The following is a 12,984-nucleotide window of genomic DNA, read 5'->3' on the forward strand; positions in this document are numbered from 1 at the left end:
ACCCGGCATTGTCGTTTTCGGGTTTACGTTGCCGAGCCGTCGCCTATTTACGCCGTCCTTGAACACAACAGACAATGAAGGCTGGCATCTGACGTCGGCCCGAGGAGACGGACCGATGTCGAGCGAAATCAGCAGGCTTTTGAGCCATGTTTTGCGTCATGCGCCGGAGCGACTGGGCATCACGCTGGATGCCAATGGCTGGACGCCGGTTGATGCGCTGATCGCTGCCGCGCGAAAGCAGGGTTTTAAGATCGACCGCGAAATCCTTGAAAACACGGTTGCGACAAATGACAAGAAGCGGTTCAGCTTGTCCGATGACGGCCAGTCGATCCGGGCGGCGCAGGGACATTCGGTAGCGATCGATCTGGCGCTGACGCCAAGCGAGCCGCCGGCAAGCCTGTTTCACGGCACGGCGCGGGATAATCTCGATTCGATCTTTGCGGAAGGGCTGAAGGCCGGCAGCCGGCGGCATGTGCATCTGTCGCTCGATGAGGAGGCCGCCATCAAGGTCGGCAGTCGTCACGGCAAGCCGGTGGTGCTGAAGGTCGATACGGCCGCCATGCAGCGCGACGGGTTTTCGTTCTTTCAGGCGGATAATGGCGTGTGGCTGACGGACAGCGTGCCGCCGGCCTATCTGGCGTTCTGATCGTCAATAGGTTGGGCTTGTCGTGACGGCGCGGTTTCGTTAGTCCGGTTGACGAACGGCAATCGGATTTTTCATGTCTTCACCTCGCGGCAATCTCGGCTGGTTTTTCACCGGCATGCGCGGCATCTTCTCCTTGCCCGCCTTCATTCTGATGACATCATATGTCGGTTTCAGCGCCTTCGCGCTGGAATCGGGTTTGACGCGCGGCGAGGCGGTGGCGATGACGCTCGGCATTTGGGCGCTGCCGGCGCAGATGATTCTGATCGGCACCATGCTGGGCAATGCCCATATCGCCGCGTCCTTCATTGCCGTGACGCTGTCATCGATCCGCATGATGCCGATGGTGGCATCGATCATGCCGGAAATGCGCACCAAAAAGACGCCGCTGCCGGTGCTGCTGTTCGTCTCGCATTTTATCGCCATCACGTCCTGGGTGTTTGCCTCGCGGCATCTGCGCGATGTGCCGCGCGATCATCGCGTCGCGTTTTTCGCCGGTTTCGGCATGACGCTGACATTGACCAATACGCTGATCGTCGGTGTCAGTTACGGCGTGGTGTCGCAGTTTCCGCCGGTCATCGCAGGCGCCCTGTTCATGCTGACGCCGGTCTATTTCATCTCGTCGATCTGGGCGAGTGCGGTGCAGCCGGTGGTGAAAATTGCCTTTGTCATCGGCATCGTGGCCGGGCCGACGCTGGCGCTGATCGTGCCGGGATTTGATGTTCTTGTGGCCGGCATCGGCGGCGGTACCGTCGCCTATCTCATCGACCGCAATCGCCGCCGCAAGCTCTTGGCAAAATCGGAGGCTGCGTGATGGCGGAGGGATGGTGGACCTATGTGGTTATTATCGTTGCCGGATTTCTGGCAACCGATATCTGGCGCTGGCTGGGTGTTCTGATCGGCCATCGGCTGAACGAGGATTCGGAGGCGCTCTATTGGGTGAGGGCGGTTGCGACATCGCTGGTGATGGCGGTCACGGCCAAGCTGATCGTGTTTCCGACCGGCACGCTTGCCAACTCGCCGCTCTGGCTGCGACTGGCCGCAGCCGGCATCGGTTTTGCGGTGTTTCTCGGGACGGGAAAAAGAGTGGCGGTCGGCGTGCTGGTGCCGATCGCCATCCTCATTGCGGGACTGCTGTTTTTGCAGCCGTAGAGGCATTCAGCAATGCCCGTCTCAAACTGCGGACAAGGTCGCCAACCCCTCCGTCGTCATCCTCGGGCCTGTCCCGAGGATCTGCAACGGTTTGATATTATCGGCGTGGTTAGATCCTAGGGACAAGCCCTAGGATGACGTATTCACCGTATGGCACCTTATCAGTTGCCAAGCTCGCCAATGATTTTTTCGGCATGGGTCGCAAGCACGTCGCCATCTTCCATCTTGCCGGAATGCGGTTTCAGCGCCGCACCCTCATGGCGCGGGATGATGTGGAAATGCAGGTGGAATACGGTCTGGCCGGCCGCCGGTTCGTTGAACTGCGCGATAAACACGCCATCCGCATCGAATGCATCCTTGGCGGCTTTGGCGAGTTTCTGCACGACGGCGATGGTTTTCGCGAGCACGGCAGGATCGGCATCCAGCATGTTGCGCGACGGCTGTTTTGGGATGACGAGAAGATGGCCCGGCGCCTGCGGCATCACATCCATGAAGGCCAGCGTATCGGCATCTTCATAAACGCGGTGGCAGGGAATTTCGCCGCGCAGGATCTTTGCAAAGATATTGCCGTCGTCATAGGCGATGCCGCTCATGGAATGTCCTCTCATTGGATGCGCTTGTTCGCGCTTCAGTCTTGTTCCTGCCGCTCGCCTTTGCGGAACGGGCTGTGTTCGTTCAGATAACCGCTCATCTCCTCGACGTCACGCCGTTCGCGCTCGAGATATTGGGCGACGGCGTTTCGAAGGCCCGGATGGGCGATGTAATGGGCGGAATGGGTGGTGACGGGCAGGTATCCGCGCGCCAGCTTGTGTTCACCCTGCGCACCGGCCTCGACCCGTTTGAGGCCCTTGGCCAATGCAAAATCGATGGCCTGATGGTAACAGACCTCGAAATGCAGAAACGGATGATCCTCGATACAGCCCCAATGGCGGCCGTAAAGCGCATCCTCGCCGATGAAGTTGATGGCGCCGGCGACATATTTTCCCTCACGCTTTGCCATGACCAGCAGGATATCGTCGGGCATGCGTTCGCCGATCAGCGAGTAGAAATTTCGCGTGAGGTAGGGGCGACCCCATTTGCGGCCGCCTGTGTCCATGTAGAAGGTGAAAAACTGGTCCCAGATTTCTTCCGTCAGGTCCGAGCCGGTCAGCCAGTCTATGCTGATGCCGTTTTCCAGTGCGGCGCGTCGCTCCTTTTTCAGATCCTTGCGTTTGCGGGATGACAAGGTGTCGAGAAAGGCCGCATGATCGGCATAACCATTGTTGATGAAATGAAACTGCTGATCGGTGCGGTGCAGATAACCGTCATCCTCCAGCGCCGCGAGTTCTTCTTCGCGCACGAAGGTGACATGAGCGGATGATATGCCAAGCTGGCGCGTCACTTCCTGCAATCCGGCCGCCAGCGTGTCCTGCATCACATCGGCATCATAACCTTCGGCGGTAAGCAGGCGAGGGCCCGTGGCCGGCGTGAATGGCACGGTGCATTGCAGTTTCGGGTAATATTGCCCGCCGGCACGCTCGAAGGCGTCGGCCCATCCGTGATCGAACACGTATTCGCCTTGGCTATGGCTTTTCAGATAACCGGGAATGGCGCCGATCAGTTTTCCACCTTCTGTTTCGAGCAGAAGATGATGGCCGTGCCAGCCGGTTTTTGCTGTGGCCGAACCGGACTCTTCAAGAGCGGAGAGATAGGCATGGGAGAGGAAGGGGTTGTAGGGCAGGGTGCCGCCCCGGTGGGTTCCGGAGAGGCGCGACCAGCTTTCAGGGCTGATCGCTTTGAACGCGTTTTCGATGCGGATCGTGAGATTTCCGGTCATGCGTCTCTTTTGGCGGCAGAAAACCTGCTTTTTAGCGGGAGGAAGTCTCCCTCGGGTCGAAACCCTCGAACGTCATCTGGTCAGCATGTTTATAGGTATGTTCGCGCGCCATTTCATCCCTCACCGTCCAGGTGATGATGGGAATGCCGGCTTTTTGCTGTGCCGTGATAAATGTGTTGGGCAGGTGCGGCCAGTGGTAGGAGATGAAATCCAGCCCGAGATGCATCGCATCGTCATGCTTGAAGAAATCGTCCGGCTTGTCGCCCATGGCGGTGAGGCCGAGCGGGTAGGGCGCTTCGACCCGCTTCAAGTCGCGCAGGATGTGGTGGTCGAAACTCATCAGGGCAACTTTGCCCTTGTAACCTTCCAGCACATCCAGCACCTCTTCCACAAAACCGTCGTCCAGTTCGGCGGTGCGGCCCTTGATCTCGATGACCAGAGGTACACGGCCATCGACCAGCGCCAGCATCTGCTTCAGCGTCGGGATACGATCCTTGGTGCCGCCGATCGACAGTGCGCCGAGTTCGGCGGCGGTGCGCTCGCGCACATCGCCGGAAATGCCGCAGAGGCGGTCGAGTGTGTCATCATGGAAAACCATGACTTCGCTGTCGGCCGAGAGCTGCAGGTCGCATTCGATGGCGAAACCGGCTTCCGCTGCCCGCTCGAAGGCGGACAGCGTGTTTTCCCAGATCGCATTGTTCATGTCGTGGTAGCCGCGATGGGCGACCGGCAGGTCCTTGATCCAGGATGCAGATGTCATACGTCGATCTCGATGATGGCTTCGATTTCCACGGCGGCGTTGAGCGGCAGGGCAGCCATGCCGACGGCAGCGCGGGCGTGCTTGCCGGCTTCGCCGAGAACATTGGCGATCAGGTTCGAGGCGCCATTGGTGACGATATGCTGCTCGGTGAAGCCCGGCGCCGACGCAACGAAGCTCGAGAGCTTGACGACGCGTTTGATCTTGCTGAGGTCGCCGTTGAGCGCTGCCTTGGCCTGCGAGAGAATGTTGATGGCGCAGAGTTCGGCGGCGCGGCTGGCGGTTGCGACATCGACGTCCTGGCCGATAAGGCCCTTGATCTCAAGTTTGCCATCTTCAGTCGGCAATTGGCCGGAAATGTAGAGCAGGTTGCCGCTGATGACGTAGGATACGTAGTTGGCGGCGGGCGCGGCTGCGACGGGCAGGGTGATCCCCAGTTCCTTCAGGCGGCTTTCGATGGCATCGGACATTTCGGTCTCCGGCTTTTGTTGTAATATGAGCAGAAATCCTGCATGCAGGACGATAAGCATTACTCGATGGCGTTCTTATAACATTGCGCCGTCGATCCGATAGGAGAGATTGAATGTTTCGTTTGACGCTCGGGCTGGCATTCACGGCGACATTGATGGCGTCCACCGCCTCATCGGCCGCCGCCGGCGTCGAAGGTGCACGGGCGCTGGTCCCGCACCGCGCTGTCTACGATCTCAAGCTCAAGGATGTTTCGGAGCGTTCCGGCATCGAGGGCATGTATGGACGCATGGTCTACGAATTCACCGGTTCGGCCTGCACCGGCTTCACAACCAATTTCCGATTCGTCACCAAGACGGATACCGGCGAAGACCAGCGCACCACTGACCAGCAGACGACGACATTCGAGAATGCGGATTTGAAGGAATTCCGCTTCGAGACCAAGTCCTTTACCGATGAACAGCTCGACAAGCAGGTGAGCGGAGAGGCGACGAATGTCTCGACGGGTGTCAAGGTCGAGTTGCAGAAGCCGGATGCGCGCGAACTGGACCTGACGCCAAGCCAGTTCCCCACCCAGCACATGCTGGACGTGCTGGAGAACGCCCGTAAGGGCAAGCGCTTCTTCGAAGCCCGGGTGTTCGACGGCTCCGAGGATGGCGACAAGAGCATGCTGACCTCGACCGTCGTCGGAACTAAGCAGACCCCTGCTGCCGATGACACGGATGCCGGTCAGGCAGGCGAGTTTTCCAAACAGTCCTATTGGCCGGTCACGATTGCCTATTTCAACGATAGCGGCGAGGGCGATGCGGTGCCGATCTACCGCATGTCGTTCAAGCTCTACGATAACGGAATTACCCGTGATCTGACCATGGATTATGGTGATTTCGTTCTGACCGGGCAGCTTGCAAAGCTCGAAGTGCTCGATAAGGCGCCGGATTGTAAATAAACGACTGATTGTCAGCACAAAGTGATGACGTTATCGTTGATCTGCCCCATATATATGGACGGAAGTTCGAAGCTGAGTTGGAAGTCGGGCGCTATGTATCGGCAGTCTGGTATAATCTCCGGTCTTTTTTGTGCGGCGTTCATTGCCGGCGCGAGCTATCTTGTCGTGCCGACTGTTGCCGGTGCGGGCAGTTGTGGTTCTTATCCGGCGGCAAAGGTCGACTGGAGCGGCTGCATCAAGAAGAACCTGATGATGTCGGGCAACGACTTTCAGGGGGCGAACCTTTCCGAGGCCGATTTTTCGCTGACCGATCTCAGGAACAACAATTTTACCGGTGCCAATCTCCATAAGGCCCGCTTAATTCGCGCCTGGTTTACCGGCTCCACTGCAGACGGCGCTGATTTTTCTCGTGCCGAAGGATACCGCGCCGGACTTCAAAACATTTCGGCAAAAAATGCCAATTTCGAATCCACCGAGTTGCAGCGGGCCAATTTCGGCGGCTCTAACCTGACGGGTGCCAATTTCGAAAAGGCGGAGCTTGGCCGGACGACCTATGACAAGGCCGACCTGACCGATGTTGACTTCACGCTCGCAAATCTCTCGCGTGCCGACCTCAGCAAGGCGACCTTCACCAAGCCGCCCCGCTTCGATCGCGCCTTCATGTTCCTGACGCATATCGAGGGGCTTGATCTTTCCGGCGCTGCCGATCTGTCCCAGGCGCAAGTCGACCTTGCCTGCGGCGACAAGGGCACGAAACTGCCGAGCGGCTTGCAGGCGCCCGCGATGTGGCCTTGCGGCGACGACTGAAGCGATAAGATTTTTTTACGCTTTCGCCTTGATCTGACGGGCGAAGCGCTGTATGGGCACCACCATTCCACACGTAAGGCATGGGATCGTCCGGGAGAAATCCGGGCAGTTCCGCCCGGTGGCATTCTCGAAGAGGGTGCTGTTCGCCTTGCGGAGGTTCAACCGGAAAAGGATAACTAGGCATGGCATTGCCCGATTTCTCCATGCGTCAGCTTCTCGAAGCAGGCGTCCACTTCGGCCACCAGACTCACCGCTGGAACCCGAAGATGAAGCCGTACATTTTCGGCGATCGTAACAACATCCACATCATCGACCTCGCGCAGACCGTTCCGATGCTGTCGCGCGCCCTGCAGGTCATCTCGGACACCGTTGCCCGTGGCGGCCGCGTTCTGTTCGTCGGCACCAAGCGTCAGGCTTCCGAGCTGATCGCTGACTCGGCCAAGCGTTCTGCCCAGTACTACGTCAACTCGCGTTGGCTCGGCGGCATGATGACCAACTGGAAGACCATTTCGAACTCGATCGCCCGTCTGCGCAAGCTCGACGAGATCCTGTCTTCGGAACAGTCCGGCTACAACAAGAAAGAGCGCCTGAACCTCGAGCGCGAACGCGAGAAGCTTGAAAAGGCTCTCGGCGGTATCCGCGACATGGGCGGCACTCCGGACCTGATGGTGATCATCGACACCAACAAGGAAAAGATCGCTATCGACGAAGCCAAGCGCCTGGGCATCCCGGTCGTCGCTATCATCGACTCGAACTGCGATCCGGACCTGATCGACTACCCGATCCCGGGCAACGACGACGCTTCGCGCGCCATCTCGCTCTACTGCGACCTGATGGCTCGTGCTGCCATCGACGGCATTGCTCGTCAGCAGGGCGCTTCGGGCCGTGACCTCGGCGCCATGGCTGAAGCTCCGGCAGAGCCGGCGCTTGAAGGCGATGCCGAAGCTCAGGCTTAATTGCCGGGACGGAGCGGCGCTGATCGCTCCTTCTTTTCGAATTCGTCCAAGGCCAGAGATAACAATCCCTGGCCTTGGTCGTTTAAGGACCTGTCCTCCCGCATCCGATAACTTTCGCGGTTGAGACGGCAGGCCGGTGATGATCTTCATCACCCTGTCATACTTCCGGGTACATTCGTTCCCAAAACCTTGAGTTCGCCGAGGTTTTTCCGGCGGCACGCAACTCGAACCGACAAGAGGCTCACAATGGCTGAAATCACCGCTGCACTGGTGAAGGAACTGCGCGAAAAGTCTGGCGCAGGCATGATGGACTGCAAGAAGGCGCTGACCGAAAACAACGGCGACATCGAAGCAGCAATCGACTGGCTGCGCGCCAAGGGCATTGCCAAGGCCGACAAGAAGTCGGGCCGCACGGCTGCTGAAGGCCTGATCGGCGTTGCTTCGAACGGCACCAAGGCTGTTGTCGTCGAAGTCAACTCCGAAACGGACTTCGTTGCCCGTAACGACGCTTTCCAGACCATGGTTCGCGGCATTGCCGATGTGGCTCTGACCACCGACGGCACCGTTGAAGCCGTTGGCGAAGCCACCTATCCGGCAAGCGGCAAGTCGGTCACCGACACCATCAAGGATGCTGTTGCCACCATCGGTGAAAACATGAACCTGCGTCGTTCGGCTGCTCTCGAAGTCGAAGATGGCGTTGTTGCCACCTACATCCACAACGCTGCTGCCGACCGTCTCGGCAAACTCGGTGTTCTGGTTGCCCTGAAGTCGACCGGCAACAAGGATGCCCTGAACGCTATCGGCCGTCAGGTTGCCATGCACATTGCTGCAACGGCTCCGCTCGCCATCCGTTCGGAAGAAGTCGATGCTGCTGTCGCCGAGCGCGAACGCAACGTCTTCATCGAACAGTCGCGCGAGAGCGGCAAGCCGGAAGCCATCATCGAAAAGATGGTTGAAGGCCGCATGCGCAAGTTCTTCGAAGAAGTCGCTCTTCTGTCGCAGGCTTTCGTCATCAACCCTGACCTGACCGTCGGCGAAGCTGTCAAGGCCGCTGAAAAGGAAGTCGGCGCACCGATCGAAGTCACCGGCATGGCTCGCCTTCTGCTCGGCGACGGCATCGAGAAGGAAGAGACCGACTTCGCAGCAGAAGTCGCAGCCGTTTCCAAGGGCTGATATCTTTATACAATCTCAATAATCACAGGGGCATCGCGTGACAACGCGGTGCCCTTCGTGTATCCGGCTTGGCGGTGCGAGCCTCGAAGGAGTATCCATGTCTTCCCAGCCAATTTATAAACGTGTGCTTTTGAAAGTTTCCGGCGAAGCCCTGATGGGCAGCCAGGGTTTTGGCATTGACGTGACAGTCGCGGATCGTATCGCGGCAGATATCGCCGACGCGCGCCGCATGGGCGTCGATGTCGGCATCGTTGTCGGCGGCGGCAACATTTTTCGCGGCGTGGCCGTCGCTTCCAAGGGTGGCGACCGCGTCACCGGCGACCATATGGGCATGCTGGGAACCGTCATTAACGCGCTGGCGCTGGCGACCTCGCTGCGCAAGCTCGGTGTCGATACGGTCGTTCTGTCGGCCATTTCCATGCCGGAAATCTGTGAAAGCTTCTCGCAGCGCCAGGCGTTGCATCATCTCTCGCAGGGGCGCGTGGTGATCTTTGCCGGTGGTACCGGCAACCCGTTCTTCACGACCGATAGTGCCGGCGCCCTGCGTGCCGCCGAAATCGGTGCCGAAGCGCTGTTCAAGGGAACCCAGGTGGATGGTATCTATACCGCCGACCCGAAGAAGGACCCGACGGCAACCCGTTTCGACAAGCTGACCCATGCGGAAGTTCTGGAAAAGGGCCTCGCCGTGATGGATGTTACGGCAGTCGCGCTTGCGCAGGAGAACACGATCCCGATTATCGTCTTCTCGATCCACGAACGCGGCGGCTTCGCGGAAATCCTGACCGGTGGTGGTCTGAAGACCATCGTTGCTGACAATTGAGTTCAACAGGTCCGCGCGAGATCGCTGCGGACCTCAAAACAAAAGACGGAGTGTAAGATGAGCGGTGCCATCGATCTCAACGACATCAAGCGTCGCATGGACGGCGCGGTCACGGCCTTCAAGAGCGATATCGCATCGCTGCGCACGGGCCGTGCTTCTGCCAACATTCTCGATCCGGTCACGGTCGAAGCATACGGTTCGCGCGTACCGCTCAATCAGGTCGCCAATATCACGGTTCCCGAGCCGCGCATGCTCGGCGTGTCCATCTGGGACAAGTCGATGGTCAACGCCGTCGATCGCGCCATCCGCGAATCGAATCTGGGCCTGAACCCGATCATGGATGGCCAGAACCTGCGTATTCCGCTGCCGGAGCTCAACGAAGAGCGCCGCAAGTCGCTGGTCAAGGTCGCTCATGACTACACGGAAAAGAGCAAGGTTGCTGTGCGCAACGTGCGCCGTGACGGCATGGACGCCTTGAAAAAGGCTGAGAAGGACGGCGATATCGGTCAGGACGACAGCCGTGCGCAGTCGGAAAAGATCCAGAAGATGACAGATGATGCGATTTCCGAGCTGGACCGCTTGCTTGCGGAGAAGGAAAAGGAAATCATGCAGGTCTAAGGCCTGCTGATTTCTCGCTCGTCGCTGTCATAAACGTCGGACCGAAAATGGTAAAACCTGATCTACCCGTGATCCCGAAACATGTTGCCATCATCATGGATGGCAACGGTCGCTGGGCGAACCAGCGCGGCCTGCCGCGCACGATCGGGCATACGAAAGGCGTCGAGGCCGTTCGCGAGGCGGTGAAGGCCGCAGGCGAGGCGGGTGTCGAATATCTGACCCTGTTTGCCTTCTCCTCGGAAAACTGGAGCCGTCCGGAAACGGAAGTTTCTGACCTGTTGGGTCTGATGCGCCGTTTCATCCGTCGGGATCTTGCGGAACTGCATCGGTCCAATGTGCGCATCCGCATCATTGGTGATCGCCGCAATCTTGAGGGCGATCTTCTGCCGATGCTGATCGAGGCGGAAGAGACGACGAAAGGCAACACGGGCCTGACCCTTGTCATCGCCTTCAATTATGGCTCGCGGAACGAGATTCTGCGGGCTGTCGAGCGCCTGGCAAGCGAAGTCGCCGCCGGTCTGCTGAGGCCGGAAGATATCGATTCGGCCATGATCGACCAGCGCCTCGACACGGTCGGCATACCGGACCCGGACCTGATCATCCGCACCAGTGGCGAGGAACGCCTTTCGAACTTCCTGCTCTGGCAGGCCGCCTATTCGGAGTTTCTTTTCCTGCCCGACTTCTGGCCGGATTTCGATCGCCAGATGTTCTTTGAGGCATTGAAGACCTATGCTGCGCGCGACCGACGTTTTGGCGGCCTGACTGCCAAGCCCGCAGCGGTTGCCGGCTAATGGCAAGCGAACTTCAAAAACGTACCATTTCCGCGATCGTTCTGGCCGTGGTTACCCTTGCCGCCACCTGGTATGGCGGCACGCCTTTTCGTGCTTTCGCCGCAGGCATGTCTCTTCTGATCTATTATGAATGGTCGAAGATGACGCGACTGCCGGAGGTGGACCTGCGCGGTGATGCCTTTGGCTGGGTGGCCGTCGTCTGTATTGCGGCCAATCTCGCATTCGGTGATGTCTCGCTAGGTGCGCCGCTTCTGGGTGGCTTCACGGTCACGGCATTGCTTCTGAAGTTTTTGCGCCGCGGCAGCGGCTGGATGCCCGGCGGCGTTCTTTATGCGGGTCTGAGCGGCATTTCGCTGGCGGCGATCCGCGGCGGCGACCAGGTCGGCCTGATGGCGACGCTTTTTCTGTTTGCCGTCGTCTGGGGCACGGATATTCTCGCCTACTTCTTCGGTCGCTCCATCGGTGGCCCGAAACTCGCGCCACGCATCTCGCCCGGCAAGACCTGGTCCGGCGCCATTGGCGGCACGGTTTCCGGCATTGCGCTTGGAAGCCTGCTCGTGCTGGCATTCTTTTCACAGATATCGCTGCGGACCGTCCTTCTGGCATTGGTTCTGTCGGTGGCAAGCCAGATCGGTGACCTGTTCGAATCCTTCATCAAGCGCCGTTTTGGCGTCAAGGATTCCAGTCATCTCATTCCCGGTCACGGTGGTGTGATGGACCGCGTCGATGGTCTCGTTTTTGCCTGTTTTGCGGCGTTTCTTCTGGCAATGGCGCATGCCGCCTGGACGGGATATGGGGAAACCTCTGTTGCCGGTTTTCTTTTCGGTCTCTAAGGATCGCTGCAACAGAATCGTATGCTCGAAAACGGATAGGGAGCCGGAAAAGCAGGAATGGATGGCGTGATGGCAATTTTCAGCGTGCTTACCGGTTATATCATACCGTTTCTTCTCGTTCTCTCCGTGCTCGTTTTCGTGCACGAAATGGGACACTATCTTGTCGGCCGCTGGAGCGGCATTCGCGTTCTGGCGTTTTCGGTCGGATTTGGCCCGGAACTGATCGGTTATACGGACAGCCACGGGACCCGCTGGAAGCTCTCGGCGATTCCGCTGGGTGGTTACGTCAAGTTCTACGGTGACGAGGATGCCGCGAGCATGCCGGGCGCCGATGCGCTTGCCGGCATGAACGAGGCGGAGCGAAGCCAGACGCTGGCCGGCGCAAAGCTGTGGAAAAGAGCAGCCACCGTCGCGGCCGGCCCGATTGCCAATTTCATTCTGGCCATTGCCATTTTCGCCGTGCTTTTCACCGTCTATGGCAAGGTGGTTGCCGATCCGGTGGTTGCCGAAGTGCGTCCCGACAGTGCGGCGCAGGTTGCCGGTGTCGAGGTGGGCGACAAGCTCGTGGCGCTCGATGGTCACGAGGTATCCACCTTTGACGAGGTTCGCCGTTACGTCAGCATTCGCCCGCTCGTGCCGATCATCGTGACGGTGGAGCGCGAGGGTTCGCGGCTGGACCTGCCGATGGTGCCAAAGCGCGAGGAAATCACCGATCGTTTCGGCAACAAGGTCGAGCTCGGCCTGATCGGCATCGTGACGAACGAACAGCGCGGCAATTTCCGCGTCCAGCAGTTTTCGCCGGGTGCGGCCGTCATCGAGGGTTTTAAGGAAACCGGCAACATCATCACCGGCACTGGCCGTTACATCGGCAATATCTTTGCCGGCCGCATGAGTGCGGATCAGATCGGTGGTCCGATTCGCATCGCGGAAACCACGGGCCAGATGGCGACGCTCGGTTTTGTCGCCGTGCTGAATTTTGCCGCCGTGATCTCCGTATCCTTGGGCTTGATGAATTTGCTGCCGGTGCCGGTGCTTGACGGTGGCCACTTGCTGCTTTACGCGCTTGAGGCGCTGAGGGGACGTCCCCTGAACGAACGCGTTCAGGAGATTGTCTTCAGGCTTGGCTTTGCGCTGATTCTGACGCTGATGGTGTTCGCCACATGGAATGACACGATCGGCAGGTGGATCGGTTAAGTGTTTCAGA

At 59.0% G+C, this 12,984-nt stretch carries 16 protein-coding genes; 12 read left to right on the top strand and 4 right to left on the bottom strand.

Annotation, left to right across the window (positions count from 1 at the left end):
• Positions 1 to 115 precede the first annotated feature (115 nt).
• The 3 genes from J2T09_RS13745 to J2T09_RS13755 all read left to right on the top strand — a co-directional run bounded on the left by J2T09_RS13745 (position 116) and on the right by J2T09_RS13755 (position 1,795).
• Entirely contained in the window at positions 116 to 646 is a 531-nt protein-coding gene (locus J2T09_RS13745) for an RNA 2'-phosphotransferase (RefSeq protein ID WP_306835525.1), read from the top strand.
• Between the two features lie 73 nt (positions 647 to 719).
• Positions 720 to 1,457, top strand: a complete 738-nt coding sequence (locus tag J2T09_RS13750) for an AzlC family ABC transporter permease (protein WP_306835527.1) — start codon at positions 720 to 722, stop codon at positions 1,455 to 1,457.
• A complete protein-coding gene (locus J2T09_RS13755; protein ID WP_306835529.1) occupies positions 1,454 to 1,795 on the top strand; it encodes an AzlD domain-containing protein in 342 nt (113 codons plus the stop codon). Before J2T09_RS13750 ends, J2T09_RS13755 begins: the two co-directional genes overlap by 4 nt.
• 161 nt (positions 1,796 to 1,956) lie before the next feature.
• On the opposite strand, the gene J2T09_RS13760 is transcribed toward J2T09_RS13755, so the two are convergent.
• The 4 genes from J2T09_RS13760 to J2T09_RS13775 are packed head-to-tail and all read right to left on the bottom strand — an operon-like array spanning position 1,957 to position 4,838.
• Complete coding sequence (locus J2T09_RS13760; protein ID WP_306835534.1) at positions 1,957 to 2,388, bottom strand: HIT family protein; 432 nt, start codon at positions 2,386 to 2,388, stop codon at positions 1,957 to 1,959.
• A gap of 35 nt (positions 2,389 to 2,423) precedes the next feature.
• Positions 2,424 to 3,611 carry a GNAT family N-acetyltransferase gene (locus J2T09_RS13765; RefSeq protein WP_306835535.1) on the bottom strand — a complete coding sequence of 396 codons (1,188 nt, stop codon included), beginning with the start codon at positions 3,609 to 3,611 and terminating at the stop codon, positions 2,424 to 2,426.
• 31 nt (positions 3,612 to 3,642) lie between these two features.
• Positions 3,643 to 4,371, bottom strand: coding sequence for a glycerophosphodiester phosphodiesterase (locus tag J2T09_RS13770; protein ID WP_306835536.1), 729 nt, complete (start codon positions 4,369 to 4,371; stop codon positions 3,643 to 3,645).
• On the bottom strand, positions 4,368 to 4,838 hold the full coding sequence (locus J2T09_RS13775) for a RidA family protein (RefSeq protein WP_306835537.1): 471 nt from the start codon (positions 4,836 to 4,838) through the stop codon (positions 4,368 to 4,370). The genes J2T09_RS13770 and J2T09_RS13775 overlap by 4 nt, the downstream gene beginning before the upstream one ends.
• A 113-nt stretch (positions 4,839 to 4,951) precedes the next feature.
• Here J2T09_RS13775 and J2T09_RS13780 point away from each other — a divergent pair, with 113 nt between their 5' ends.
• From J2T09_RS13780 to rseP, 9 genes are all read left to right on the top strand, one after another.
• Positions 4,952 to 5,782, top strand: a complete 831-nt coding sequence (locus J2T09_RS13780) for a cell envelope integrity EipB family protein (RefSeq protein WP_306835538.1) — start codon at positions 4,952 to 4,954, stop codon at positions 5,780 to 5,782.
• 93 nt (positions 5,783 to 5,875) lie between these two features.
• Entirely contained in the window at positions 5,876 to 6,589 is a 714-nt protein-coding gene (locus J2T09_RS13785; protein ID WP_306835539.1) for a pentapeptide repeat-containing protein, read from the top strand.
• Positions 6,590 to 6,771: 182 nt separating this feature from the next.
• Positions 6,772 to 7,545, top strand: coding sequence for a 30S ribosomal protein S2 (rpsB, locus tag J2T09_RS13790; RefSeq protein ID WP_306835540.1), 774 nt, complete (start codon positions 6,772 to 6,774; stop codon positions 7,543 to 7,545).
• 246 nt (positions 7,546 to 7,791) lie between these two features.
• Complete coding sequence (gene tsf / locus J2T09_RS13795) at positions 7,792 to 8,718, top strand: translation elongation factor Ts (protein ID WP_306835541.1); 927 nt, start codon at positions 7,792 to 7,794, stop codon at positions 8,716 to 8,718.
• Between the two features lie 97 nt (positions 8,719 to 8,815).
• Positions 8,816 to 9,538, top strand: a complete 723-nt coding sequence (gene pyrH / locus J2T09_RS13800) for a UMP kinase (protein WP_306835542.1) — start codon at positions 8,816 to 8,818, stop codon at positions 9,536 to 9,538.
• Between the two features lie 57 nt (positions 9,539 to 9,595).
• Positions 9,596 to 10,156, top strand: a complete 561-nt coding sequence (gene frr / locus J2T09_RS13805) for a ribosome recycling factor (RefSeq protein WP_112731154.1) — start codon at positions 9,596 to 9,598, stop codon at positions 10,154 to 10,156.
• A 47-nt stretch (positions 10,157 to 10,203) separates the two neighbouring features.
• Positions 10,204 to 10,947, top strand: coding sequence for an isoprenyl transferase (locus J2T09_RS13810; RefSeq protein WP_306835543.1), 744 nt, complete (start codon positions 10,204 to 10,206; stop codon positions 10,945 to 10,947).
• On the top strand, positions 10,947 to 11,780 hold the full coding sequence (locus J2T09_RS13815; protein ID WP_306835544.1) for a phosphatidate cytidylyltransferase: 834 nt from the start codon (positions 10,947 to 10,949) through the stop codon (positions 11,778 to 11,780). Before J2T09_RS13810 ends, J2T09_RS13815 begins: the two co-directional genes overlap by 1 nt.
• A gap of 69 nt (positions 11,781 to 11,849) precedes the next feature.
• The gene (rseP, locus tag J2T09_RS13820) at positions 11,850 to 12,974 is read left to right on the top strand and encodes an RIP metalloprotease RseP (protein ID WP_373458454.1); all 1,125 of its coding nucleotides are present in this window, start codon (positions 11,850 to 11,852) and stop codon (positions 12,972 to 12,974) included.
• The last annotated feature ends 10 nt before the right edge of the window (positions 12,975 to 12,984 follow it).

Source organism: Neorhizobium huautlense (assembly GCF_030811685.1).
GTDB lineage: Bacteria > Pseudomonadota > Alphaproteobacteria > Rhizobiales > Rhizobiaceae > Neorhizobium > Neorhizobium huautlense_A.

Coding starts and splice junctions, on each gene's coding strand:
- J2T09_RS13745 (WP_306835525.1), top strand. CDS start 116: ATGTCGAGCGAAATCAGCAGGCTTTTGAGCCATGTTTTGCGTCATGCG.
- J2T09_RS13750 (WP_306835527.1), top strand. CDS start 720: ATGTCTTCACCTCGCGGCAATCTCGGCTGGTTTTTCACCGGCATGCGC.
- J2T09_RS13760 (WP_306835534.1), bottom strand. CDS start 2,388: ATGAGCGGCATCGCCTATGACGACGGCAATATCTTTGCAAAGATCCTG.
- J2T09_RS13765 (WP_306835535.1), bottom strand. CDS start 3,611: ATGACCGGAAATCTCACGATCCGCATCGAAAACGCGTTCAAAGCGATC.
- J2T09_RS13770 (WP_306835536.1), bottom strand. CDS start 4,371: ATGACATCTGCATCCTGGATCAAGGACCTGCCGGTCGCCCATCGCGGC.
- J2T09_RS13775 (WP_306835537.1), bottom strand. CDS start 4,838: ATGTCCGATGCCATCGAAAGCCGCCTGAAGGAACTGGGGATCACCCTG.
- J2T09_RS13780 (WP_306835538.1), top strand. CDS start 4,952: ATGTTTCGTTTGACGCTCGGGCTGGCATTCACGGCGACATTGATGGCG.
- J2T09_RS13785 (WP_306835539.1), top strand. CDS start 5,876: ATGTATCGGCAGTCTGGTATAATCTCCGGTCTTTTTTGTGCGGCGTTC.
- rpsB (WP_306835540.1), top strand. CDS start 6,772: ATGGCATTGCCCGATTTCTCCATGCGTCAGCTTCTCGAAGCAGGCGTC.
- tsf (WP_306835541.1), top strand. CDS start 7,792: ATGGCTGAAATCACCGCTGCACTGGTGAAGGAACTGCGCGAAAAGTCT.
- pyrH (WP_306835542.1), top strand. CDS start 8,816: ATGTCTTCCCAGCCAATTTATAAACGTGTGCTTTTGAAAGTTTCCGGC.
- frr (WP_112731154.1), top strand. CDS start 9,596: ATGAGCGGTGCCATCGATCTCAACGACATCAAGCGTCGCATGGACGGC.
- J2T09_RS13810 (WP_306835543.1), top strand. CDS start 10,204: ATGGTAAAACCTGATCTACCCGTGATCCCGAAACATGTTGCCATCATC.
- J2T09_RS13815 (WP_306835544.1), top strand. CDS start 10,947: ATGGCAAGCGAACTTCAAAAACGTACCATTTCCGCGATCGTTCTGGCC.
- rseP (WP_373458454.1), top strand. CDS start 11,850: ATGGCAATTTTCAGCGTGCTTACCGGTTATATCATACCGTTTCTTCTC.